The organism is Longispora urticae (assembly GCF_053902585.1).
This window is the reverse complement of sequence record NZ_JAQZSH010000011.1, coordinates 160,249-181,417: the sequence shown is the minus strand read 5'-3', so window position 1 is coordinate 181,417 and position 21,169 is coordinate 160,249. Positions and strand designations below refer to the sequence as shown.

The following is a 21,169-nucleotide window of genomic DNA, read 5'->3' as shown; positions in this document are numbered from 1 at the left end:
AGGGGCGGCGGGAGGAGGGCACGCGATGATTCCCAACGAGAGCCCGGACTGGATCGGTAGCTACCAGGCCATCGACGTCGACATCACCTCCCTGCACGACTTCGCAGAGGTGGTCAGACGCGACCTCGAAGAGAACTTCAAGCAGGCGTGGAACGCCGACATCCGCCCCTACTTCGAACAGGGCGCCCAGATGGGCAACTCCTGCTACATCCAGGACCTCCTCAAGGTCCGCTCCTACTACGAGCGGTGCCTGAAGAAGATCGACGAGTCGATGGCCAACTTCTACCGGGGCACCGCCGCGATGGCCTCCGCCGCCGACCTGGTCGCCCAGCGCTACCAGGGCAGTGACGTGTTCTCCGCCGAGCTGCAGGACCGGGTCAAGCGCGACATCGACACCGCGCTGCCCCCGCCGCCGCCCGCGTCCGCCCCCGTGCGCCCGACCCCCGAGGTGGCCTGACCGTGGGTCGTTACGACAACCTCGACGCCGACGACATCCAGCAGATCATGTCGTACGAGCACGCCCCGCCGAACACCGCGCACTCCCTCGCCTGGCACCGCCTGACCCAGATCCTCGACCAGCACCGCGACAACCTCAGGGTCTACACCGAGCGCCTCGCCGCCCACTGGGACCCGGCCACCAACGTCGCCGCCGCCGCCTTCCTCTCCCACATCGAGGAACTCCGCGCCGCCCTCGACGCCTCCGCCCAGGTCACCATGACCAACTCGAACGCGCTCACCGACCTCGCCGGGCACATCACCACCACCCAGAAGCAGGTCACCAAGATCGCGAAGGACTACGGGCACCACAAGTCCGAGGACAAGGAACTGATCAACAACCTCAATCCGTGGTACGACGACCAGGCCCCCAAGGACAACACGCACGCCCGCGAGGCGCTGGAGAAGTTCGACCAGGCGAGCTTCGACACGTACATGCGCATGCAGCTGCCCCCGGAGTACATCCCCCCGGTCCTGGGCATCGATCCGAACGAACCCGGCACGGACGGCAGCTGGCAGCCGTTGAGCCCGATCGCTCCGCTCGTGACCCCGGTGCCGAGCCATCCCGGGCCGATCGCCAGTCCGGTCACCCAGCCGTGGCCGGGCCAGCCGGCTCCAGGGTTTCCAGGCCCCGGCGGCGGCCCCATCGTCGCCGGTGGCGGCCCGATCATCCAGGGTGGCGGCCCGGTTCCGATCACTCCGGCCCCTGTCACCCCGGGGCCACATCTGCCCACCGGCCCCGGCCCGACGGGCCCCGGACTTCCGGGCCTTCCCGGGCTGCCGCCGACCACCGGGCTCCCGGTCGGCCCCCACTCGCCGCCCGGTGGGCCCCCTGGCGGGTCGCGACGTCCCGGCCTGCTCGACAACCTGCCCAGCCGGCGCAGTGTCTCCCCTGTGGTCGGAGGCACCGGGGATGCCACCCCCGCCCGGCAGCCTCTGCGGTCCCGTCCTCCGGGCACAGTGCCGTCGATGCTGGGTGAGACCACCCGCCCGGCGGCCCCCGCCCAGTCCGTAGCCCCCGGCGAGCGTGGCCTCAGCGCACGGCCGAACCGGGGCGGCGTCATCGGCCAACCGTCCGGGGCCGGGATTCCGCCGACCGGCCGGGGTCCGCACCGGGGGATCGAGGGCGATGAGGACCACCGCTACAGCGACGTCTACGAGGACGACTTCTGGGGCAGCCGGCAGTCGGCACCCGCCGTGATCACCGGGCCGGGCGACCCGCGCCCGGTCGAGCCGGGGCCGACGAGGCCGATGCCCCCAGTCGAGCGGCCGGTCGGGGTGAGCCCGGTCATCGGCTCGCCCGGGGCTGACCGCCCCGTTGTCTCAGGCCCCGTGATCGGCGCTTCGATCCAGGGCGGCTCCAACTCGGGCCTGGGCGACGGGTCCATCCCGAGCGGCACCACCGCGCCGGGCCTGGTCGGCGCTTCCAGTCTCGAAGGTGCTCCGGCCCTGGATTCGACGGTCGGCGCGGCTGGTTCCACGGACACGGGGTCGGTCCGCGAGAGGCCCAGGTCCGACCTACCTCTGACTCCGTTCAACGCCGCCGGCCGCTTGCCGGAGTCCCCGGGTGCGACGGATCCCGGCCCGACGATCGGCCGGTCGCGAGGTAACCCCGTGCACGGCGACGCGGGATGACACTTCGCGGGGATTCCGAGCCTACTCGGTGGCACGCGGTGCGAGTCGTCGCCGGCCGGCGGGAGAACGTGTTCACGCCGCTCCGGGTCAAGAGGACTGACAGACGGCCCGCTGATGCCTATCGGGAAGCCCACCCGCAGGCGGCAGGCAACATCTACCCGGTAGTGGACCGCGGTCGATGAAACCTGACACGCCGCCCGCACCTGAACATGTGCCAGGCGAACGAAGCGCCCCTTTCGGCGATCACGACCTTCTCCGAGCAGCCCCCCGCAATGCCAGTGTCCGCCCCATTTCAACCCCGGACTCCCGACAGGGCGACGGCAGCCGCTGCCGTTCGAGCGCGCGCCGCCAATATGCAGCCCTGTTCCTCGACGCCCTGACCATCGCTCGAAGCGTCAGGGTCGACATCCTCGCCGCCACTCGTAGCGCTGCGCCAGGTCGTGGCGCCCACCCAGGGTGCGCGGCCCTACTCGTCGGCGTCCTGACCGCAGCTCGCAGCGCGAGAGTCCGCGTCCTCGCCGCCACTCGTCGAGCTGCGCCAGGTCGGAGCATCCGCCCGTGGTGCGCGGCCCTGCTCATCGGCATCCTCGCCGCCACGGCCATCCCCGGCGCGGCGTCAGCCGATCCGATCCGCGACGCCCAGTGGTACATCTCGGCGCTCCACCTTCCCGAGGTGCACGCCGTCAGCCGGGGGGCGGGTGTGACTGTCGCCGTGATCGACAGCGGGGTCAACGGCAGGCACCCGGATCTTTCCGGGACCGTCCTCAAGGGAGCGGACGCGGACCTGTCCGGCGAGGGCTGGACGGACGGTGGAGACCACGGCACGGGCGTCGCCTCCCTGGTGGCGGGCCACGGCCACGGCGGCTCCGACGGCGTCCTCGGCATCGCACCGGACGCCCGGATCCTTCCGGTCGGCCGGAGCACCTCCGCGCTGGACCGGGGTATGCCGAGCGCACGCATTCCGGCCGCCATCGACTACGCCGTCCAGCATGGGGCCAAGGTGATCACCTTCGCGTTCGTCGGCGGCGCGTTCGGGGAGCTGGAGGCGGCCATCCAGCGCGCCCAGGCCGCCGACGTGGTCATAGTCGCCGGCACCGGCAACGTCGGCGACCCCGGCACGGAGGGCATCGGCGGCATCAACTACCCGGCGAAGTACCCGGGCGTCGTCGCCGTCACCGCCACCGGCCGCGACGGCACCCTGGACCCGATCTCGGTCACCGGCACGGGCGTCGTCCTCGCAGCCCCCGGTGCCGACCTCAACGTGGCCAGCTCGACGGGCGGCTACCGGCACACTTCCGGTACGAGCCTCGCGACCGGGGTCACGGCCGGCGCGGTGGCGGTCCTGCGCGCGAAGTATCCGCAGCTCTCCGCCAGGGACACCATCGCCCTGCTCACCTCGACGGCCACGGACCGGGGCGCCCCGGGCCGCGACGCCCAGTACGGCTTCGGCGCTCTCGACCTGCTCGCCGCCCTCCGCAAGGGCCCGACGGCCGCCACCCCGACCGGCCCCGCGTTCACCCCGGCCCCTGCGGCCCCGCCCACCGGATCGTCGAACGCGCCGACGTTCGTCCTGGCCGGCATCGGCGTGGTGCTGGCGGCCTGGGGCGTACTGGTCGTCCTCATCCTGCGCCGCCGTCGCCGCCCGATCCCCCCGGGCCCACCGACCGGCCCACCCCCGGACGTCCTCCACCGCCCGAACTGACCCCGGGCCGGCCGTGCCCCGCCAGTACCCAATGATGGTTTTCAGGCCACGGCGGCAGCCGCATCCAACCGTGCCGGATCCGGATCCGCCCAGCTCCAGTTCGGATGCGCCCGATTCGTCAGCAGCACCAGCACCAACCGCCGCCCGGGCTCCACCACCAACGAGGTCCCCGTGAACCCGGTGTGCCCGAACGTCCGCGGCGAACTCAGCTTCCCCATGAACCACCCCTGGTCGAGCACCACGCCCAACCCGTGCGAGGACAACCGCCCCGGATGCACGGTGTCCACGGCCGGCAGCCCCGCATTGGCGTTGCCCAGCATCCGGCGCACAACCCCTTCAGACAACAACCGTTTTCCCTGGTACTGCCCGCCGTCCAGCAACAGTTGCCCCACCACCCCCAGGTCGGCGGCGGTACTGAACACCCCGGCGTGCCCGGCCACCCCGCCCAGGATGTTCGCGACATCGTCGTGCACCACACCGCGCAGCAGCCCCCGCGAGGACCGGGCGTCGGTGGCCACGATCCGCGACCGGTCGGCCCACTCCAGGGGCCGGAACCCGGTGTCCCGCAGCCCCAACGGGCCGGTCACCCCGGAACGTAATGCCTGGTCGAGGGGCTGTCCGCCGACCTTCTCGACGAGGTACCCGAGGACCTGCACGCCGACACTCGAGTACCGGAAGGCCTGCCCGGGCGTCCCGGCGAGTGCGGAACCCAGGACGGCGGCCCGGCGCGCGGCCGGCCCGGACAGCCCGGTGACGTTCGCGCCCTCGACCAGGCCGCTGGTGTGGGTCAGCAGCATCGCCACGGTCACGGGCCGCTTGCCGGGTCCGTCGAACTCGGGCAGGTGGTCGACCACGGGCGCGCCGAGGTCGAGGGCGCCCCGGTCGACGAGTTGGAGGGCGAGCAGGGCGGTGAAGACCTTGGTGACGGAGGCGAGGTCGAAGATGGCGTCCGGGCGCATGGGGACGCGGCGGGCCGGGGGCAGTTCGACGGGGCCGGCGTCGTAGCGGACCGCGTCGCCGAGGGCCACGTGCCCGGTGACCGCGCCGTCGCGCCGGACCAGGGCGACGGCTCCGGCGAAGGCGGGGTGCTGCGGGTTCTCCCTGGTGGGTGACAGGTGCCGGGTGAGGGCGGCGGTCAGTTTCGGGCCCAGGCCGGTGGCCGCGACCGGGGCCGGGGCCGCGCTGGTGGGGGCGGCGGACGGCGCGGCCGACGGGGACGGCGCGGGCGTCGGGGTGGCGGGCCCGGCGGCCGGGGCCTTCCGGGGCGGGCCGCCGCAACCGGCCACGGCCAGCGAGGCGAGACCGGCCCCGAGGACCGAGCGGCGGGCTACTGACATGCGCAGATCCTCACACCGCCGCGACCGGGCGCCAAACCCGGGCGCCTACTCCCCCGCGCTCACACAGGGCGAGGACCCGGCGATGAACAACCCGTCCCCGCTGTACCCGGCGTCGACCTTCACCACGAACCCGTCCGGCGTCTGGACGACCACCCCGGGCGCCCCGCTCCCCCGGTCGTCCCGCAGCACGGTGTACCGCAGCCCGGCCCAGTACCCGGCGAGGGTGTCGAACACGGCGGCGTGCCCGGCCCGGGGCACCTCCAGCAGCGCGTAGTTGTGTTCGACGTTCACCCCGGTCCCGTCCCCCTTGACCAGCCCGTCGCAGGGCACGGAGTTGAACAGCGCCTGGCGCATCGTGGGGCGCGGGCTCAACTGGCCCACCGCGTCGGCGATGTAGTGCTCGATCCGCTCGGCGGCCTGTCCCTCGTTCATCGTCGAACCCTCTCCGGTCGAGCAGGCGGCGGTCAGGAACGCCGCCAGGAGCAGCCAGGCGCTAGCGGACGTCCGCATAGTGCCCGGTCACGATCCTGGCGATGTTCTCCCGGGACCGGTTGTGCTCGTCCCAGTATTGCGAGTGCGCGTTGGTGTCGATGCCGGACGGCACGCTCACGGTGCCGACATGGTGGCCGAAGATGTCGATGGAGAAGTTCTTCTTCTTGATCAGGGGGTCGCCGGGGTCGCTGGTGAAGACCTGACCCCCGAATCTCTCGGTACTGGGGTTGGTGCCGAACACCAGGTCCGCCTTCGGCGTGAACGGATTCGACGCGTACTGGATCGGGTCGTTCTTCGCCGTCGACGACCAGACATGGTCCCCGCCGACCCCGAGGTCCGGGGCGCGGTCCACGCCGACCCCGGGGCTGCCCACGAAGATCAGGTCGTCGACGAACCCGCAGTGCTCGCGGGCCGCGTACCCGACCGTGGTGGAGCCGTAGCTGTGGCCGATGATCGAGGCGTGCGAGGGGACTCCGTCGTGGGTGACCCGCAGCCCGTTCTGGAACCGGCTCAGGTCCGTCTCCGCCCCCTTCGCGTACTTGTCGCTGGTCGCGGCGAGCAGGTTGTCCGGCGCGTCGTACCCGAGCCACATGACGGCGGCCGTCCGGCGGGTCGGGTCGAGCTTGTTCGCGTCGAACGCCATCCGGTCGGCGCGCGCGATGTCGCCGCCCACCTTGGACAGGTCCGCCCCGGTCCCGGGCAGGTACGTGACGACGTTGTCCGCCTCGTCCGGATTGCCGACCGCGATGACGGCCCGGCCGTCGTGCGCGGTGTCGACGCCGAGCAGGTAGGCCCGTTGTTCCGACCCGTCGGCGCCGCGCGGGGAGTTGACGAGCCGGTCGTCGAGCGCGTCGAGGCCCTTCAGGGTGCGCCGGATGCCGTCGAGTTCCTTCTTCTCCGCCCCGGACAGGTCGCCGCGCGCCTCCAGCTCGGCCCGGCGGGCGCCCAGGGTCTCGCGGCGCTGCTCCAGGACGAGCCGGTTGGCCAGATCCCGGTCGGCGGCCGGTATGCCGTCGAGCCAGCCGACCAGCTCCGGGTGCCGGGTGATCAGGAACCGGCGCTCGGTGTCCGACAGGCCGCGCCACCACTCCCGGACGGCCGCCGGGCTGGTACCGCGCGCGGGCACCGACGCCAGGGGCACCGCGGTCAGGGCGGTGCCGTTCCCCGGTACCAGCTGGATCAGGCCCTGCGCGGTGTGGTTGTCGGACTCGGCCGCGACCCGCAGCGCCGCCTCGAACTCCCGGACCAGCCCCTCGACCCGGCCGGGCTCCACGGCCCCGGCGGGGGTGATCGTGCCGTCGTCGGCGACCGTGGCGGGCAGGGCGAGGGCCCGGGTCAGCGCGGAGTGCAGCATGCCCTTGGCCTTGAGGACCTGCTCGTGGTGCGCGTCGAGCAGGGTGGCCACCTGGCGCAGCGGCACCTGGTTGTCCTCGACGTCCACCCGGATCCGGTCCAGGTGCGCGCGGGCGGCGACCCCGGCCGTGCCTTCCCAGCCCTGGAGCGGTCTGGTGTCCCGGATCAGGTCGTCGGCCTGGGTCTCCATCGCCGCCGCCAGGCCCGTCCAGGCGGCGGCCGCGGTCGAGTACAGCGCCGGGTCGGCGTCCCGGAGCTGCGCGAACGTGACCACTACGGCCGCCCGAACCGGGAGGACACCCCGGCGTCGGTCCGGTCGTACTCCTCGGCGGCGGTGGTCAGCCGCGCGCCCGCGTCGACCGCCCGGTGCGAGAGCACCTCGGCGTAGTCGGCCCAGGCGTCGACCACGGCGCGCAGGGTGCCGACCGTGGCCCAGCCGGGCTGGTCCGCCGGGCACAGGGCGGCCCGGGTGCCATCGAAGTGCGTCTTGATCCTGCGCCCGGTCGCCGCGACGGCCACCCCGACGCTCCTCAATGCCTGAGTGTCCACTGTCACCTGTGGTTCGGCCATGGCCGATGGTACTGACTAGGCGCAATTCCCCGTGCTGGTCGCCGCCGTCCGGGTCCGGCCCTCGTTGGCGACGCTGGCCGCCTCGGTCGCGGTGACCGCGAATCCGGTGGTCTCGTCGTCGGCGGCGGCGGCGAAGATGACCCCGTAGACCGCGCCGGTGGGCGAGATCAGCGGGCCGCCGGAGTTGCCGCTGCGCACCTCGGAGCGGATCGTGTAGACCTCGCGGACGACCGTGCCCGAGTTGTAGATGTCCGGGCCCTTGATGCTCCGGGAGTCGCGGACCCGGGCGGGCTTCGCCGTGTACGGCCCGTCGAGCGGGTAGCCGAGCACGATGGCGTCCTGGTTGCCCGCGGCGGGCGCGGTGGCCCAGGGCAGCACCGGGGCGGTCAGGCCGGGCACGTAGATGACGGCGAGGTCCTTCAGCGGGTCGTACGCCACGACGGTGCCCGACTTCTTCACGCCGCCGCCCGCGTCGATGGTGATCTTCTTGGTGCCGGCGACCACGTGCGCGTTCGTCATGACGTGCTCCGGCGCGTACACGAAGCCGGAGCCCTCGATCCGCCGCGAACAGCTCGGCGCGTCACCCAGCACCTTGACGACGGAGCTGCGCACCCGGCGCACCACCTCCGAACCGGCCAGCGACCCGTTCGGCTCGCTGACCTCGGGCACCACGGTCGGGGTCAGCCCGCCGAAGACCTCGGGGAAGCCGTTGGTGTTGACGGTGTCGCGCAGTTCCTTGTAGATGCCCTTGATCGGGTCGGGCATGACCGCGTTCACCGTACTGACGATGCTGCTGTTCCGGATGGCGCTCGACAGCCCCGGCACCGAGGACGAGGCCAGCGGGGCGGTCACCATCCACGCGACGAGCAGCACGGCGACGATGGACACCAGCGCGCCGCCGATGTCGTCGAGCACCTGGACGCCGCTGTCCCGGATGCCCTGCCGCAGCCGGGAGCCCAGCCACGCGCACAGCGCCTGGAGCAGCAGCGCGATCGCGAAGATGACCCCGAGCGCGGCCAGGACCCGGACGGTGGGGCTGTCGAAGTAGACCGCGATGGACGGGGCCACCTGCAGGCCCAGCAGCGCGCCGCCGAAGAAGCCGACGAAGGACAGGATCCCGATCACGAAACCCTGCCGGTAGCCGTTGATCGCGAAGAGCAGCGCGAGGACGACGAGGATGATGTCGACAAGGTGGCCGGGCATGACGCCAGGCTATCTCAGCTCGGCAATCCGGTCCTGATCCCAGGGAACGGACCATTGCGCGATATCCAGGAGCACTGACAACACATTGGCCGTGAACCCCCAGACCTGCATACCGGCCACCTCGAACGCGGCGGAGACGTAGCCGCTGGAGTGCCGGACCCGGGTCCGGTGCGCGGGGTCGACCAGATCATGGATGGGTACCCGCACCACGCGGGCCACCTCGCCCGCGTCCACCGGGCCGACCGGGTGCGGCGCGTGCCACCAGGCGAGCACCGGGGTGACGACGTAGTCGCTGACCGGGATCCACAGGTCAGGCAGGTGGGTGAGCACCTCGACGCTCGCCGGGTCCAGCCCCACCTCCTCCTGGGCCTCGCGGAGCGCGGTGACGGCGGGGTCGGTCTCGCCCTCGTCCGCGGCGCCGCCGGGGAAGGCGGGCTGGCCGGCGTGGTTGCGCAGGGTCGCGGCCCGTTCCAGCAGCAGCACGTCGGCCCAAGGGGCGCCCGTGGGGAGCCCCGCGGAGGTCAGCGCCCGCGTCCCGGGGACGTCCGGCCGGTCCGGTTCCGTCGGAGAGGGGACAGCCTTGGTGTCGGGAGTCGGACCCACCGCGGGGCCGAGCAGGACGAGGACCGCGCTCCGCCGCCCACCCGTCTCCGGCGGCCCGTACCGCGTGAAGTCCGCCGTGGTGGAACCGTTGATCCGCTCCACGAGGGGCGGCAGCCAGTCGGGCAGGTCGGTCACAGGTGCTCCTCGACCAGTGCGCCGAGGGCCGCGTCGTCCAACGCGGGCCCGGTGTAGGTGTGCGTGACCCGGCCGTCGGCGGCCACGAACAGGGTGATCGGCAACAGTGATCTGCCGACGGACTTCTGCAACCTGCCGGCGGAGTCGTACAACATGGGGAATGTGATCTTCAGGTCCTTGGCGGTGTCGAGCGCGCGGGCCCGGTCGTCGAGGGTCACGACGCCCAGCACCCGCACCTGGTCCTTGTCGGCCAGCCGCTGGAACGCGGGCAGCTCCTGGCGGCACGGCGCGCACCACGAGGCCCACAGGTTGACGACGGCCGGGCCGGTGACGGTGCTGGCCGCGCCGCCGGTGAAGCAGGGCAGCTCCATGCCGGCGCCCGTGGCCGGCGCGCAGGCGGCGAACCAGGTCTCCTCCTGGGCTGCGGGCTCGCCGGGCCCGGCGGGCGAGGAGCAGGCGGCGGCCGCGACGAGTGTCATCAGCGCCGCCCCGACGACCCGGGCGGCTCTCACAGCTCGATACCCGCCCGCTCGGCGATCTCCTTGACCCGCTCCCCCTTCAACAGCCGCACGGCCACCTCCGGATCCGTCGGCCCCACCCCGAACGACGGGCACATGGGCGCCAGCGAGCACGCCCCGCACGCCGGCTTGCGCGCGATGCACACCCGCCGGCCGTGGAAGATGATCCGGTGCGAGAGCATCGTCCAGTCCCGACGCTCGATCAGCGCGCCGATCTCGTGCTCGATCTTCACCGGGTCGGTGGAGGTGGTCCACCCGAACCGGGTCGCCAGCCGCTGGAAGTGGGTGTCGATGGTCAGCCCGGGCACGCCGAAGCCGTCGCCGAGCACCACGTTCGCGGTCTTGCGGCCGACGCCGGGCAGGGAGACCAACTCGGCCATGGTGCCGGGCACCTCGCCGGCGAACCGGTCGACCAGCCCCTGGCCGAGCCCGATGATCGAGGTGGCCTTGTTCCGGTAGAAACCGGTCGGCCGGATGATGGCCTCCAGCTCGGCGCGGTCGGCGGCCGCGTAGTCCTCGGCAGTCCTGTACTTCGCGAACAGGGCCGGGGTGGTCAGGTTGACCCGCACGTCGGTGCACTGCGCGGACAGGATCACCGCGACGGTCAGCTCCAGCACGTTGGTGAAGTCGAGTTCGCAGTGCGCGTCGGGGTGCAGTTCGGCGAGTTCCCGGGTGATCCGGCGCGCGCGGCGCTTCAACGCGAGCGGGGTCTCCACCGGGGCCGAAGCGGGCACGTGCGAGGGTCGACGCCGCCGGGCGGGCCGGACGGGTGAGTCAGTCACCCCCCGAGCCTACTGGGGCGTCAGTGCCCCGTCGTCGCCGATCGTCGGCGCGCTGGCCTTCAGGTCGGCCTTCGACAGGTCCCGGATCAGGGTGAGGGCCTGCTTCTTCGGGTCGATCGACGGGTACCCGCCCTCGACCATCACGGTCGGCAGCACCGTCCCGGACACCCAGGTGCCGTCGGCGCGCAGGGTCGCGGACACCACGCCGCCGATCCCGGCCGGTCCGGCGCTGGACAGCACGCGGTACCCGGAGAAGTTGCCCAGCGAGTACGCGATCAGCCTGCCCTTGTAGAACTCCATCCCGCGCAGCACGTGCGGCCCGTGCCCGATGATCAGGTCGGCTCCCGCGTCGACCATGCCCCGGGCGAACTTGATCGGGTCGCCCCGGTTCTCGCCGAGGAAGTTCTCGGTACCCGGCTTGACGTGCGCGTACGCGGCCCCCTCGGCCCCGATCTGCATCTGTACGACGACCAGGTCGGCCTGGGTGGCGGCCTTGCGGACCAGCTCGGCGGCCTTGGGGACGTCGAGGAGCGAGGCGCCCCAGGAGTACGGCGAGAAGCCCAGCACCGCGATCTTCAGGCCCTTGGCCTCGACCAGGGTGATCTCCCCGGGCCCGCCGGTGGGCCGGAGCCCCTGGCCGGTGAGCGTGGTCCGGGTGTTGGCCAGCCCGGCCGGGCCCATGTCCAGGGTGTGGTTGTTGGCCAGGTTGAGCACCTGGAAGCCGGCCGCCTTGAGGTGGGTGGCGTAGCTCGGCGGCAGCCGGAACGCGAAGCAGCCCTCCTCGGGCTTGCCGTCGACGACCTTGCACTTCTTGTGCCCGGTGTCCTCGGTGAGCGGGCTCTCCAGGTTGCCCATGATCAGGTCCCCGGCGAGCGGGGCCCGCTGGAAGAAGTCCCTGCCGGCGTTCGGGGGCAGCAGGCCCGGGGCCGCGCCCATGATCACGTCGCCGGTGCCGGTGATGGTGACCGTGGGCGGCTCGGCGGAAGGTGTTACCGAAACGGTAGCGGACTCCCTCGATGGCACACCGGCCGAAACCGGCTTCTTCGGCTCATCTGTGTCGATGGCGAACCCGGCGACGACCACGCCGACGCCGATCAGCATCACGGTCACCAAGCCTGTGACCAGCCATTTCTTCTGACCTGCCGCCATCGGGCACTCCTCTCTCAGGCGGCGCACTCTAACCTCTGGTCTTTTAGAAAGAGTTCAGCAATACTCGGCTGGTGTCGCAGATAACCATCGCCATCGTCGGGGCCGGCAGCCGCGGCGGCTCGTACGCGAACTGGGTCGCCCGCCATCCCGAGCACGCCCGGGTGGTCGCCGTCGCCGAGCCCCGCGTGGAGTACCGGGACAAGCTGGTCACCGAGCACGACGCCGAGCCGTACGCCGACTGGCGCGAGATCATCGCCCGGGGCGAGCGGATCGCCGACGCCGTGGCCATCTGCACCCAGGACGCCGACCACCTGGAGCCGGCCCTGGCCTTCGCCGCCGCCGGGTACCACATCCTGCTCGAGAAGCCCCTCGCCCCGACCGAGGACGAGTGCCGGCAGATCGTCGCGGCCTGCGCCGAGGCCGGCGTCATGCTCGCCGTCTGCCACGTGCTGCGCTACACGCCCTACACCGCCCTGGTGAAGCACGCCCTGCCCCGGATCGGGAAGATCGTCAGCGTCCAGCACCTCGAACCCGTCGGCTTCTGGCACCAGGCGCACTCGTTCGTCCGGGGCAACTGGCGCAACACCGCCGAGTCGACGTTCATGCTGCTCCAGAAGTCCTGCCACGACATCGACTGGCTGCAGTACGTCGTCGGCGCGTCGATCAGCCGGGTGTCCAGCTTCGGCGGGCTCGCGCAGTTCACCCGGGAGAACCAGCCCGCGGGCGCGGCCGACCGGTGCACCGACTGCGCCCTCACCGACTGCTCCTACGACGCGCGGAAGATCTACCACCGGTTCTACGACGAGGGCAAACGCGCCTGGCCGCTCACGATCCTCACCCCGGAGCCGACCCGCGAATCCCTCGACGAGGCGCTCCGCGAGGGCCCCTACGGCCGGTGCGTCTACGCCTGCGACAACGACGTGGTCGACCACCAGGTGGTCGCGTTGGAGTTCGAGGGCGGCGCGAGCGGCGTGTTCACGATGACCGCGTTCAACGAGCAGGCCCACCGGAAGACCCGCATCTTCGGTACGCACGGCGAGCTCGACGGCGACGGCGAGACCGTCCGGGTCTTCGAGTTCGCGACCCGCACCTGGGAGACGGTCGACGCGGGGGCCGTCGGCGACGCCAGCGCGTCCGGCGGCCACGGCGGCGGCGACGACGGCATCATGGCCGCCTTCACCACGGCGCTGCGCACCGGCGACCCGACCCACATCCGCAGCGGCGGCGAGGCCTCCCTGAACTCGCACCTGGCGGTGTTCGCCGCCGAGCGGGCCCGTCTCCAGGGGACCGTCGAGACCATCCGATAGGGACCAGTTTCATCGATGGCTGTGGCGGGCAAATGGTAGGGTGCCGGCCATGGCGCAGGTCGAGTTCAGTCCGGACGAGCTCGACGGGTTCGCCGCGCTGCTCGACGGGCAGGACACCAACCTCGACGCCCTCAGCAGGTACGCGGACGTGACCTGCCGGGCCCTCCCCGACATGGGTGACCTCCGCGCGCCCCTCGACGGGCTCGGCGAGGCACACGCCCGGGTGCTCCAGGACAGCCAGTCCGGGCTGGGCCGCACCGCGCACTGGCTGACCCGCGCCGCCCGGGAGTACCGGGCGCGGGACTCCGAGGCGGCGGCCAGCCTGGACAGACTCCGGGGGTCCGCGTCGTTCACCGTGCCGGGGCCACGCTCCGCGCCGGCCCGGGACCGTCTGCTCCGGTACGACGGCACCCTGGCGCTGCCGGTGCCCGAGTTCCACCGGCACGAGCGGCTCGCCCGCACGGAGCAGCGCCTCGCCGAGCACACCGAGCTGTGGTACAGGCTGACGAACGACCACCTCCCCGCCCTGGTCACCGCCCCGCTGGCCGGCCGGATCGAGCGCCTCGGCTGGCTGGCGACCGCCTACGCCACCCTCGGCGCGGGCACCACCGCCGTCCTCGACACCGTCGGCCCGGGCCTGCCCGGGTGGCGTACCCCGGCGGGCGCGGAGTTCGAGAGCCACCTGCACCGCTGGCGGACGGGCCTCGCGGGCCTCGTCGAGCTGGACCGCGCGATCGCCGCCGAACTGGGCCGGGTGTCCGCCGAGGCGACCAGGTCCGCCGAGGTCGTCCTCGACCTCGCGGACGACCTGCTCGACGGCCCGCTGCCCCGGCTGCGCGCCCTGGTGTACCCGGACCGCAGCCTGCAGATCTGGCTCGTCCCGGCCCAGACCCAGGAGATCTACACGGAACTGCGCCGGGGCCTGGCCCTGCTCGCCGAGATCGGCACGGCCCTCGCCGGCGTGGAGCGGGCCTTCACCGCGCTGGCCGACCAGCTGGGCCAGTGGCGGGGCACCTGCGAGTCGCTGCTGTCGAGCGCGGGCCGGCCGGCATGAGGCCCGAGGACCGCGAGCGCCCGGGGGCCGTGGAGTCGTTCGCGGCGAACCCCTCAGCCATGGAGACGGGAGCAGCGGGAGTGGATCTGTCCTCCTCGACGTACGACAGCCAGCTCGCCCAGCTCGGCCAGTGGGCGAAGGAGGGCTGGCACTGGGACGACATCGAGTCCCGGGTCTACGACCTCTTCGACATCCCGCAGCACCACCGGCCGACGGAGTAGCCGCCTAGCCCCAGGCGCGCGGCCGGGCCAGCCAGTCCTTGCCCCCGGCCAGCACCGCCGAGTGCACCGCCCGCGCCACCCGCGCACCCCACTCCGACCGCGGCCCACCGTACGGCTCCGGATCACCCGCCACCGGACAAAGCAGACACGAGGCGTCACTGGCGGTACCCGTCGCCGCGATCCCCAGCTCCCAGATGGCCTGCGCCTTGGCCTCCGCGACCGTGGCCACCGCGTTGACCAGCGCCGCGTCCGACAGCCGCACCGGCAGGAAGCACACGATGTTGACCGTCCCGGGCGTCAGCCGCCGGAGGTGCCCGTCCGGCGCGGCGGCCCACGCGGGAGCCCCCAGCCCGACCGTCACGTGCGCCGAGACCCCGCCGTCGACGGCCGAGACCACGTCGCGCACGTCCACCCCGGTCAGCAGCCCCACCCCGGGGCCGGTCAACCCGAGGCCGGCCGCGAGCTCGCCGACGTGCGCGGCGGGGTCGGAACGGCTGTAGGACATGGGGACCGTCGCGTTGAGCACCCAGTCCCGGACCCCCAGACCGCCACCGTGCACGCCGCTGGAGACGGCCGTCATGGGAGCGGGGAGCCGCCAGTACAAAATGGGTATCTGGGACCCGGACTCGGGCCGGGAGGTGAGTTCGCCGTCCACGGCCACATAGTGGCGTACGGGGAAAACGACCTTGATCGTGGGTGCTGGCCCGTTTCCGACAACGATGGGCCTAGACTCGACTCGCGCGGGCACACCTGCGCGAGTGGAGGTTGCAGACGATGGATGAGGTACTGGGTCGCAGCGGGATCTTCCAGGGGGTAGATCCGGAGGCCGCCGAGGCGCTCGCGAAGGACATGGAGTACATCGACGTCCGCAAGGGTGACGTCGTGTTCAGCGAAGGTGAGCCTGGGGACAGCCTGTACATCGTGCTGTCCGGCAAGGTGAAGATCGGTCGCCGGGCTGTGGACGGGCGACAGAACCTGATCGCGGTCATGGGCCCTAGTGACATGATCGGCGAGCTCTCACTGTTCGACCCCGGGCCGAGGACGGCGACCGCGACAGCGGTGACCGACACTCGTCTGTCCCGGCTGCGCAAGCAGGCCCTGCGTCCGTGGCTGACCAACCGGCCGGAGATCGCCGAGCAGCTGCTCCGCGTTCTCGCCCGCCGGCTCCGCCGCACCAACGACGCGCTGGCCGACCTGATCTTCACGGACGTGCCCGGCCGGGTCGCCAAGAACCTGCTGCAGATGGCCAGCCGGTTCGGCACCCGCGACGGCGGCGTCCTGCGGGTCACGCACGACCTCACCCAGGAGGAGTTGGCCCAGCTGGTCGGCGCCTCCCGGGAGACCGTGAACAAGGCTCTCGCGGACTTCGCGTCCCGGGGGTGGCTGCGGCTCGACGGCAAGAGCGTGATCATTCTGGACCCCGAGCGTCTCGCTCGCCGGGCCCGCGTCTGACCGCACGGCAACACGAGGAGCCGCAGGGGTGACCCTGGCGGCTCCTCGCCGTGCCTGGCCGGCGGCTCCCGCCGGAAGTCCACGATCAAGAGCAGGTTCATCCCCTGTTACGCCGTGCGACTCCCCGGGTTCCGGCGCGCCTCCCCCTTTCAGGCAGAATCGCGTCCTTCCTGGTCAACTACGTGGAAGCCGCGCGGGCAGATCATTTAAGGTCGGAACGCGCCGCCCCGCGCCAACATCCAGGAGCAGTGACGTGTCCGACCCCGTCGAGGGAACCCCGCAGCCCGCCGCCTCCCCGGGATCCGGGTCCGGCCGGGCCATCGGCCTCGCCACCGTCCCTCGGCCCCCCGGCTACCAGGATCCGGTCCTCGCGGCCGTCCCGGCCCAGCGCTCGGCCGTGACCCCGGCACCTGTCCGGACCCCTGCGCCGGCTCCACCGGCCTCCAAGTTCCGCGTCTTCGGCGAGGTCGTCCTGCGCCGCGCGATCGGCGGTCTGATCGTTCTCGCGGTCATCGCGGTGGTCACCTACACCTGGAACCACTTCCACCGCTGACCCGTCGGTCCACGGTGCCGGGCTTCGGGCTGCACCGGTCCACGGTGCCGGGCAGAGCCGCCGCTCCAGCGTCCACCGTGCGGGGGCCTCTTCCGGCTCCGCCGATCGACCATGCTGGGCGGACGCTCCAGGCTGCACCGGTCCACGGTGCCGGGGGAAGCCGCCGCTCCGGGCTCCACCGGGGACGATCGGGGCGGTTCCCACCTCCCGCCCGGCCGTGCCCCGTCACTGGGCCGGGCTGGTCGCCCCCGGTGACACGAGCCCCGGACCCGCCGTCGACGCATCCGTCAGCGAAGCCAGCAACGCGTCGCTCGCGGGCCGCTCGGCCAACTGCTGCGTCGAGTACGCCAGCTCCACGGCCCGGGTCGCCGCCTCGCGGGCCTCCGCCAGCTCCCCGGCTGCCGCCAGAGCCGCCGCCAGAGCCCTCTGGGCCACGATCCGGCTCCGCAGCTCCTCCACGGGCGACTCGGCCGCCCAGCGCGCGTGCGCGACCGCCTCGTCGATCCTGCCGGCCTGGAGCAGGGCCTCGGAGTAGTGCGCGACGGCCTGGGTGCGCGGCAGGAGCAGCGACGGGCAGGCGGCGCACGCCGACACCTCCTCCAGGAGCTCCAGCGCCCGGCCGACGTCGCCCTGGGCGCGCCGGGCCTCGGCGAGGAGGACGAGCGGGCCGACCCGGGCGGCGTCCTGGGCGTCGTACGTCGAGACGAGTTTGAGGGTCTGGAGCGCCTCCTCCTCGGCGGCGGCCACGTCCCCGAGTTCGAGGCGCACGTAGCCCCGGATGGTGCGGGCCATGCCGATCAGGAGGGGGTGGCCGGCGCGGGTCGAGTACGCCTCGGCCTCGTTGAGCAGGTCCACGGCCTGGGCGGGCTCGGCGAGGCCCCGGGCGACGACCCCGCGCACGATCATGGCGAGGCCCCGGCCCCAGTCGTCGTCGGTGGCGGCGAAGTCCCGGTACGCGCGCCGGGCCTCGCGGTCGGCCTCGGCCAGCTCGCCCAGCTCGGCCGCGGCGAACGCCTCGACACTGCGCAGGGTGCCCACGGCCCAGTGCTCCCCGACCCGCTCACCGAACGGCAGGAAGGCGGTGGCGAGCCGGCGGGCCTCGGCGAGCTTGCCGCCGAGGAGGCGCGCGAAGGCCGTCGTACCCCTGATCCAGGCTCTGCCGACCGGGTCGTCGAGCTCGGCGAACAGTCGGGCGGCCCGGCCGAGCACGGTGTCGGCCGCGTCGAAGTCGCCCCGGGTGGTGGTGACCCAGCCGAGGTGTTGCAGCGCCCAGGCCTGGTTGCGGCGGTCGCCGGAGTCCACGGAGACCTTGTGCGCGGCCTCGAACCGGGCGGCGGCCTCGGTCAACTGGCCGGCGAGGTAGTCGGCCATCCCCAGCCGCAGCAGCGCCTCCGCGCGCTGGGTGGGGATGTTCGCGGCCTCCGCCCCGGCGAGCGCGGCCGTCCACAGCCGGACGGCCTCGTCCGCCGCGCCGAGCACCCGGTGGGCGCGGCCGGCGAGGAGCTGGGCCTGCACCCGGACCAGCGGGTCGGGGTCGGTCAGCACGGGGCCGACGTGGTCGAGCGCGTCGTGCGGCCGGGCGAGCTGGAGCAGGGCCCGGGCGTAGGTGACCTGGTCGGAGGCCGACAGGTCGCCGCCGGACAGGGTGGCGGCGCGCTCGGCGTACCGGGCGGCCTGGGTCGGGTCCCCGCCGGACACCGAACGGCGGGCGAGCCGGCCGAGCGCGGCGACCCCGAGCCGGGTGACGCTGGGCCGGTTGGGCGCGTCGTCGTCCTCGCGCAGGCCCATGGCCCGGCCGAAGTGCACGGCCTGCTCGGCGTGCTCGGCGATGAACAGGTCGACGTCCACGGCGGACATGCCGGCCGGCGGGGAGGCCGACACCCAGCGGGCCAGCTCCGCGTGCCGTTCGGCCTTGTCGGCCATTCCCACGCCCGCGTACGCCGCCTGGCGCATCAGGGGGGTGGTGAACGAGAAGCCGTACCGCAGGCGGCGCAGCATCCGTCGGCTGAGCAGCTCCTCCAGCACCGGTTCGAGTTCGGCCTCGGGGGTGCCGAGCAGCGTCTCCAGCGCCCCGGACGGCACGGTGTCCCCGACAACCGCCGCGGCCCGGAGCACCGACCTCGACTCCGAAGGCAGCGCGTCGATCCGGGCCGCGAGCACCGCCGCCAGGTCCCGCGACAACAGCCGCCCGTCCAGCGACCCCGGTTCCAGCGTCCACTGGTTGTCCACGGAGGTCAGCAGCCCGCGCTCCTGGAGCAGGGTGACCAGCTCGGCGAGGTAGAACGGGTTGCCCAGCGCGGTGGCGAGCAGCTTGTCCTCGTCGGCCTGGGCGAGCCGGCCCCCGGACAGGTACGCCGACAGCAGCCGGGCCGCGTCGGCCCCCCGCAGCGGGGACAGCGCGTGCACCTCGGCGTCGGAGATCCGGCCGAGCACGCCGGCGGTCCGGACCAGCTCGGGGCGGCCGAGCAGCAGCACGAGCACCGGTCCGCTGAGCCGGGACAGCATGGCCCCGAGCGCGTCGATGCTCTGCGGGGTCGCGTCGTGGGCGTCGTCCACCTCGACGAGCAGCGGGGTCTCGGTGGCCAGCGCGGACAGCAGGGTGGCGACGGCGGCGGGCACCGCCTCCTCCTCGGACTGCTCCCGGCCGAGCCGTTCGGGCTGCATGACGGGCAGTTCGCCGAAGCCGAGGAGGGCGAGCAGCAGGTCGATGCTGATCGGGTCCTTGGCCTTGCCGCTCTTCGCGAGCCGTTCGGCGACCCGGCGGAGCCGTTCCTCGGCGACGCCCTTGGTCAGCCCGGGGTGGGTGTTGCTGTCCTCCGGGTTGAGCCCGATGGCGACCCGGACCAGGTCGGCCAGCGGTGCCAGTCGGCGACGCTCGCCGTAGGCCGCGCAGCGCACCGACAGGGTCCGGGTGCCGCGCTTGGCCGCCTTGCGGGCCGCCTCGGCCGCGAACCGGCTCTTGCCGACCCCGGCCTCGGCGGTGACCACGAGGATGCGGGGCTCGCCCCGGTCGATGACCTCGGACAGCCGGTCGGTGACCCGGCCCAGGTCGGTCTCCCGGCCGAGGAACGCGGCCTCGTCGCTGAAGCCGAGCCGTTCGCGGTCCATGGGGGCGTCGAGGAGGCCGAGCAGTTCGTAGGTTTCGACGGGCTCGCGTTTGCCCTTCAGCTTCAGCGGGTGCAGTTTCCGCCACGCGGCGATCCGCCGGGTGTCCGCGGCCGTGTACTCGCCCGCGTAGGCGGTGCCGATCGCCGCCGCGTCGCCGATCCGGGCGGCCGTGTTCACGGTGTCGCCGATGACCGTGTACTCCACGCCGGCCTGGACCCCGGCCACCACCTCGCCGGTGTTCAGGCCGATCCGCAGCCCCATCGGGACGCCGCCGCCCTGCTCGTCGTCCAGCACCCGCCGGACGGCCCGCTGCATGGCCAGGGCGGCCCGGACGGCGCGCTCGGTGTCGTCCTCGTGCGCGACGGGCGCGCCGAACACGGCCATGATGCCGTCGCCGGTGAGCTTGTCCACGTGCCCGCCGAACGTCTTGACGGCACCGGCCAGCGCCGCGAGCACCCGGTCGGTGACCGCCCCCACCCGTTCGGGGTCGCGGTCCTCGGACCAGGCGGTGAAGTCGGACAGGTCACCGAACAGCACGGTGACGATCCGGCGTTCGGTGACGGGCAGGACGGCCTCGGCGGCCGGGAGCGCGGTGCCGCAGTTGTGGCAGAAACGGGCCCCTGCGACGGCGGTGGTGCCGCAGACCGCGCAGGTCACCGTGTCACCCGCAGGTAGTCGAGCTGGGCCCGCACGGTCAGCTCGGCGGCCCACCACAGCGCGGGGTCGACGTCGGAGTAGACGACGGCGACGACCTCGGCGGGGGTGGTCGCCCCGGCGTCGAGGGCGGCGCGGACCTGGTCGAGCCGGGACCGGCGGTGCGCGAGGTAGTGCCCGGCGGCGGCGGAGACGTCGGCGAGGGCCGGGCCGTGCCCGGTCAGCGCGGGGATCGACCCCAGACCTTCGAGCCTTTCGAGACTTTCCAGGTACTGCCCGAGGTTGCCGTCCGGGTGCGCCACGATCGTGCTGCCCATGCCCAGAATGGTGTCCCCGGTGAGCACGGCCTCGCCGTTGACCAGGAAGGACGCGGAGTCGGACGTGTGCCCGGGGGTGGTCAGGACCTCGACGGTGATCCCGGTGAGCGGCACCTCGTCGCCGTCGCGGAGCTCCTCGGGCGCGCTGCCGTCGGGCTCCTCGTGACCAACGGGGTGCGCGCCGTGCGTGGGGTCGACGGCCAGGATCGGGGCGCCGGTCAGCTCGCGGAGCCGGGCCGCGCCCTCGACGTGGTCGTGGTGGCCGTGGGTCACGAGGATCATGGCGACGGGACCGTGCGCGACGATCGCCGCGAGGTGCGCCTCGTCGAGCGGGCCGGGGTCGACCACGAGGCCGGCGTAGGCCTCCGGGTCGCGGAGGACCCAGGTGTTCGTTCCGGTGAGGGTCATCGGCCCCGGGTTGGGTGCACGGACCAACCGCGCCCACGCCGGCAGCTCCTCCAACAGGGCGCCCGCCGACCCGGACATCCGCCCCCCAGCATCCGTCATGACAGAGATGGTACGGCGACGA

20 protein-coding genes are annotated in these 21,169 nt (G+C 73.1%); 8 read left to right on the top strand and 12 right to left on the bottom strand.

The window, feature by feature from the left end:
* The first annotated feature begins 25 nt into the window (after positions 1 to 25).
* From PT931_RS05845 to PT931_RS05835, 3 genes are all read left to right on the top strand, one after another.
* Positions 26 to 457 (top strand): hypothetical protein, encoded by a 432-nt coding sequence (locus PT931_RS05845; RefSeq protein ID WP_456244646.1) that lies wholly within the window; start codon positions 26 to 28, stop codon positions 455 to 457.
* Positions 458 to 459: 2 nt separating this feature from the next.
* Positions 460 to 2,130 (top strand): hypothetical protein, encoded by a 1,671-nt coding sequence (locus tag PT931_RS05840; protein ID WP_456244645.1) that lies wholly within the window; start codon positions 460 to 462, stop codon positions 2,128 to 2,130.
* 700 nt (positions 2,131 to 2,830) lie between these two features.
* Entirely contained in the window at positions 2,831 to 3,832 is a 1,002-nt protein-coding gene (locus tag PT931_RS05835; RefSeq protein ID WP_456244644.1) for a S8 family serine peptidase, read from the top strand.
* 41 nt (positions 3,833 to 3,873) lie between these two features.
* Here PT931_RS05835 and PT931_RS05830 read toward each other — a convergent pair whose 3' ends face one another.
* Genes PT931_RS05830 through PT931_RS05790 form a run of 9 tightly spaced genes read right to left on the bottom strand, consistent with a single transcriptional unit; the run spans position 3,874 to position 11,974 of the window.
* Entirely contained in the window at positions 3,874 to 5,169 is a 1,296-nt protein-coding gene (locus PT931_RS05830; RefSeq protein WP_456244643.1) for a serine hydrolase domain-containing protein, read from the bottom strand.
* Between the two features lie 45 nt (positions 5,170 to 5,214).
* Entirely contained in the window at positions 5,215 to 5,679 is a 465-nt protein-coding gene (locus tag PT931_RS05825) for a hypothetical protein (protein ID WP_456244642.1), read from the bottom strand.
* The gene (locus tag PT931_RS05820) at positions 5,663 to 7,288 is read right to left on the bottom strand and encodes an alpha/beta hydrolase (RefSeq protein ID WP_456244641.1); all 1,626 of its coding nucleotides are present in this window, start codon (positions 7,286 to 7,288) and stop codon (positions 5,663 to 5,665) included. Before PT931_RS05820 ends, PT931_RS05825 begins: the two co-directional genes overlap by 17 nt.
* Entirely contained in the window at positions 7,288 to 7,548 is a 261-nt protein-coding gene (locus PT931_RS05815; protein WP_456244640.1) for a hypothetical protein, read from the bottom strand. Before PT931_RS05815 ends, PT931_RS05820 begins: the two co-directional genes overlap by 1 nt.
* A 51-nt stretch (positions 7,549 to 7,599) precedes the next feature.
* Positions 7,600 to 8,787: a MarP family serine protease gene (locus PT931_RS05810; protein ID WP_456244639.1), complete on the bottom strand. Its 1,188-nt coding sequence runs from the start codon at positions 8,785 to 8,787 to the stop codon at positions 7,600 to 7,602.
* A 9-nt stretch (positions 8,788 to 8,796) separates the two neighbouring features.
* Positions 8,797 to 9,525, bottom strand: a complete 729-nt coding sequence (locus PT931_RS05805) for an NUDIX hydrolase (RefSeq protein WP_456244638.1) — start codon at positions 9,523 to 9,525, stop codon at positions 8,797 to 8,799.
* Positions 9,522 to 10,037: a TlpA disulfide reductase family protein gene (locus PT931_RS05800; protein ID WP_456244637.1), complete on the bottom strand. Its 516-nt coding sequence runs from the start codon at positions 10,035 to 10,037 to the stop codon at positions 9,522 to 9,524. The genes PT931_RS05805 and PT931_RS05800 overlap by 4 nt, the downstream gene beginning before the upstream one ends.
* Entirely contained in the window at positions 10,034 to 10,777 is a 744-nt protein-coding gene (nth, locus tag PT931_RS05795) for an endonuclease III (RefSeq protein ID WP_456244734.1), read from the bottom strand. Before nth ends, PT931_RS05800 begins: the two co-directional genes overlap by 4 nt.
* Before the next feature lie 57 nt (positions 10,778 to 10,834).
* Positions 10,835 to 11,974, bottom strand: a complete 1,140-nt coding sequence (locus PT931_RS05790; RefSeq protein WP_456244636.1) for a CapA family protein — start codon at positions 11,972 to 11,974, stop codon at positions 10,835 to 10,837.
* A gap of 71 nt (positions 11,975 to 12,045) precedes the next feature.
* Here PT931_RS05790 and PT931_RS05785 point away from each other — a divergent pair, with 71 nt between their 5' ends.
* Genes PT931_RS05785 through PT931_RS05775 form a run of 3 tightly spaced genes read left to right on the top strand, consistent with a single transcriptional unit; the run spans position 12,046 to position 14,556 of the window.
* Positions 12,046 to 13,281: a Gfo/Idh/MocA family protein gene (locus tag PT931_RS05785; RefSeq protein WP_456244635.1), complete on the top strand. Its 1,236-nt coding sequence runs from the start codon at positions 12,046 to 12,048 to the stop codon at positions 13,279 to 13,281.
* 49 nt (positions 13,282 to 13,330) lie between these two features.
* Positions 13,331 to 14,335 carry a hypothetical protein gene (locus PT931_RS05780; RefSeq protein WP_456244634.1) on the top strand — a complete coding sequence of 335 codons (1,005 nt, stop codon included), beginning with the start codon at positions 13,331 to 13,333 and terminating at the stop codon, positions 14,333 to 14,335.
* A complete protein-coding gene (locus PT931_RS05775; protein WP_456244633.1) occupies positions 14,332 to 14,556 on the top strand; it encodes a hypothetical protein in 225 nt (74 codons plus the stop codon). The genes PT931_RS05780 and PT931_RS05775 overlap by 4 nt, the downstream gene beginning before the upstream one ends.
* A 4-nt stretch (positions 14,557 to 14,560) precedes the next feature.
* Here the strand turns inward: PT931_RS05775 and PT931_RS05770 are convergent, their stop codons facing one another.
* On the bottom strand, positions 14,561 to 15,217 hold the full coding sequence (locus PT931_RS05770) for an adenosylcobinamide amidohydrolase (protein ID WP_456244632.1): 657 nt from the start codon (positions 15,215 to 15,217) through the stop codon (positions 14,561 to 14,563).
* 113 nt (positions 15,218 to 15,330) lie between these two features.
* Between PT931_RS05770 and PT931_RS05765 the strand changes: the two genes are divergently transcribed.
* Together PT931_RS05765 and PT931_RS05760 are read left to right on the top strand one after the other, a co-directional pair.
* Positions 15,331 to 16,008, top strand: a complete 678-nt coding sequence (locus PT931_RS05765) for a Crp/Fnr family transcriptional regulator (protein WP_197006031.1) — start codon at positions 15,331 to 15,333, stop codon at positions 16,006 to 16,008.
* A gap of 253 nt (positions 16,009 to 16,261) precedes the next feature.
* Positions 16,262 to 16,561: a hypothetical protein gene (locus tag PT931_RS05760; protein ID WP_456244631.1), complete on the top strand. Its 300-nt coding sequence runs from the start codon at positions 16,262 to 16,264 to the stop codon at positions 16,559 to 16,561.
* A gap of 225 nt (positions 16,562 to 16,786) precedes the next feature.
* Here PT931_RS05760 and PT931_RS05755 read toward each other — a convergent pair whose 3' ends face one another.
* Complete coding sequence (locus PT931_RS05755) at positions 16,787 to 20,326, bottom strand: AAA family ATPase (protein ID WP_456244630.1); 3,540 nt, start codon at positions 20,324 to 20,326, stop codon at positions 16,787 to 16,789.
* Positions 20,323 to 21,147, bottom strand: a complete 825-nt coding sequence (locus PT931_RS05750) for an MBL fold metallo-hydrolase (protein ID WP_456244629.1) — start codon at positions 21,145 to 21,147, stop codon at positions 20,323 to 20,325. Before PT931_RS05750 ends, PT931_RS05755 begins: the two co-directional genes overlap by 4 nt.
* Positions 21,148 to 21,169 lie beyond the last annotated feature (22 nt).